This is a genomic window from Mycobacterium sp. 1245801.1, from assembly GCF_001673055.1.
Classification (GTDB): Bacteria; Actinomycetota; Actinomycetes; order Mycobacteriales; family Mycobacteriaceae; genus Mycobacterium; species Mycobacterium europaeum_A.
The window spans coordinates 1-2,384 of the sequence record NZ_LZKY01000279.1; the positions used below are offsets into that span (position 1 = coordinate 1).

General features: G+C 61.6%; 4 protein-coding genes. 2 read left to right on the forward strand and 2 right to left on the reverse strand.

What is annotated here, in order from left to right; translation table 11 throughout:
- A partial coding sequence (locus A5622_RS18080; RefSeq protein ID WP_232002997.1) for a hypothetical protein occupies positions 1–497 on the forward strand: 497 nt, incomplete at its 5' end.
- 6 nt (positions 498–503) lie between these two features.
- Entirely contained in the window at positions 504–1,277 is a 774-nt protein-coding gene (locus A5622_RS18085) for a hypothetical protein (protein ID WP_156752999.1), read from the forward strand.
- A 335-nt stretch (positions 1,278–1,612) separates the two neighbouring features.
- Here A5622_RS18085 and A5622_RS29265 read toward each other — a convergent pair whose 3' ends face one another.
- On the reverse strand, positions 1,613–1,822 hold the full coding sequence (locus A5622_RS29265; RefSeq protein ID WP_066881739.1) for a hypothetical protein: 210 nt from the start codon (positions 1,820–1,822) through the stop codon (positions 1,613–1,615).
- Between the two features lie 267 nt (positions 1,823–2,089).
- Positions 2,090–2,305: a hypothetical protein gene (locus A5622_RS29270; RefSeq protein WP_156753000.1), complete on the reverse strand. Its 216-nt coding sequence runs from the start codon at positions 2,303–2,305 to the stop codon at positions 2,090–2,092.
- Positions 2,306–2,384 lie beyond the last annotated feature (79 nt).

Genomic DNA, 2,384 nt, shown 5'->3' on the forward strand with positions numbered 1-2,384 from the left:
AAAGCGTCCGCCGACACGAGAGAAAAGGGTTGGACACAATGCCTACCAATGACAGGCACGGCGATCTCACCTTGCCTGAATTGATCCGGTCACTCAAGGGTGACCGGACATACAAGGATCTGGAAGCCGCGTCCGGCGGCACGATCAAAGCGCAACGCTGGAACCAATTCGCCAACGGCGAACGCCTCAACGAGTTCCCGGAGCCGCGGACCCTCGAAGCCATGGCAGACACGCTGCCCTGCGACATCGAGGTCGTCATCCTGGCATGTGCCCGCAGCGTAGGAATCGACGTCCACCGCCGCCAATCCCGGTTCGTGGACATGCTGCCGCCCAGCGTCGACGAGCTGTCCGAACGGTCCAAGTCGGCGCTGCTGAACATGGCCCGCACCCTGTCCGACGCCGAACAGGGAAGCTATGAATCAGATAAGCGAACCTTGGATGAAGTTAAGAAGAAGCCGAAACCGCGCCCCAGGAAGGGCATTCCGCCACTATCTTGACGCGGTATGTCAATTGATCACGGCATCCTCGCCGCACTCATAGCCCTAGCAGCAGGGTTATGGGTGCGGCGAACCACCTGGTTCTACAAGTGGGAAAGTGCCGCCACCGTTAACCTCGCCGGCATCCTGGTCGGTCTCGTCTGCATGATGCCTTTCGCTACGCCGACGTTCGATTGTTTGCACCGCGTCACCGGGGTTTGGAACCTTGAGGACATGGTCGGCCACATCGCATCCCTGACCGGGATCACCGTGTTCGCGTACGTCACGCTCAACCGCCTTGAGTTGACGAACGCGGCCCAGTGGCGGCACTGGCGGCTCGAGCTGCCCGCCACGTTCGTGCTGCCCACCCTGGTCGGCCTGTTCGTGCCGGGATCGCCCGACCGCCACGTGCGCGACTTGTTCACCGAGCCGCCGAACGCCTGGCTCGCCGCCTACTGGGTGGTGCTGTCCGGGGCGGCGTTGTGGGTGCTCGGGCATCTGCTGTGGGCGTTGGCAATCATTGCGCGCTACGACGCCGATTCGTCGACCATGGCGAAAATCTATCTCGCTGCGGTGTCGGTGAACTGCTGGGCTGTCGTCGCGAAGCTACTGTCGATGGCCCTGCCGGGTTTGGGGTTGGAAACCGCCGCTTGGGTATTGATCTGCGTGTCCACGGTGGGGTATGTGTTGGCCGCGATGTACGGGATGCGGCAGATTAAGCGGTGGTTGGCGTGGCCGCCGCCGCCGCCGAAGCAGAAGCAGTGGGTGCCGCCGGCGCCCCCGGATGGGGCTGTGGCCTGAGCCGAGAACGAACTCTTATGTCACCTTCGCGCGTTCCTGGCGCACCGGGCAGTCGATGTCGTGACCGCTGGTGCACCACACAAGCGGGTGCCCGTGACAGTTGGCGCAATAGCAATTGCACACGGTTTCTCCTTGCCGATAACTTGGGGGATTTACGTCAATCGGATGTACTCGGCTAGGTCGTCGACAACCTCCCGAGCGCGTGCCATATCATCGGGCCAGATTGGGGCGCCCGGGTTGGCGAGCAATAGCAGCTTTATGGCGATCGTGTCGCGCAGGTCAAACGTGCGGATGTCGCAGCGAAGTCGGTTGGTCGCTCATCTGATCTCCTTACGTCAACCGGCGCGGTGTTCAAGGACTTCAGATAGCGGCACCAGCCCCTGTCCTCGTGCGTGCTTGATGCACACCGGCCAGAACCCCTCGTCGTCCATTGCCACGGCATACGCCGCCTCGTCGCACGGCTCAGAGTTGCCCTTGCGGGACACCTCGGCTGCGCATTGGCCTGGGTACTTGTCGATAAAGTGCCAGGGATTGAATTCCGCCATCGTTTCTCCTTGCCGTTAACTTGGGGGATTTACGTCAGGTATTCGTGCGGATCAATCGCCTGGTCATAGCGGCGTCAGTCCCAGTGTCCAGTCCACCGGAGACGGGTTGCAGCCCCGCGCAACACCGTGAACCTTGCCGCACGACGGGCACCCGAACCGATCGGGGCAGTACCGAGTGCGAGCGCCCTCACAATCGGGCTTCCCGCAGTCCTCACATACGCTCATTTCATCCTCTTCAATTTCGCCGATAACGTTGCGGTGCTTACGTCAGGTTTCGAGTTGGCCGACGATTTGGTCACCACGGTCGCGGTCGATGTCACCATCGCCTAGCGGACTGTGCTGGCCTAGATAATCCCGCGAGTAGGTCACCCACTCACCGTCCCTCGTTTTGACGGTGAACAGGTCGTCATCGTCGTCGTAGAGCACGATCCCGACTGGTGCACCCTTGGCCGAATGCTCTGCGGCCCATCGCTGTGCTGTCATGTCGTTTCTCCTTGCCGTTAACTTGGGGATTTATGTCGCGTTCGCCACGTCTGTGACGTGCTCGGCCCATTCGCCCCAG

Excerpts from the sequence above, each read along its gene's own strand:
- A5622_RS18085 (WP_156752999.1), top strand. The coding sequence starts at position 504 with ATGTCAATTGATCACGGCATCCTCGCCGCACTCATAGCCCTAGCAGCA.
- A5622_RS29270 (WP_156753000.1), bottom strand. The coding sequence starts at position 2,305 with ATGACAGCACAGCGATGGGCCGCAGAGCATTCGGCCAAGGGTGCACCA.
- A5622_RS29265 (WP_066881739.1), bottom strand. The coding sequence starts at position 1,822 with ATGGCGGAATTCAATCCCTGGCACTTTATCGACAAGTACCCAGGCCAA.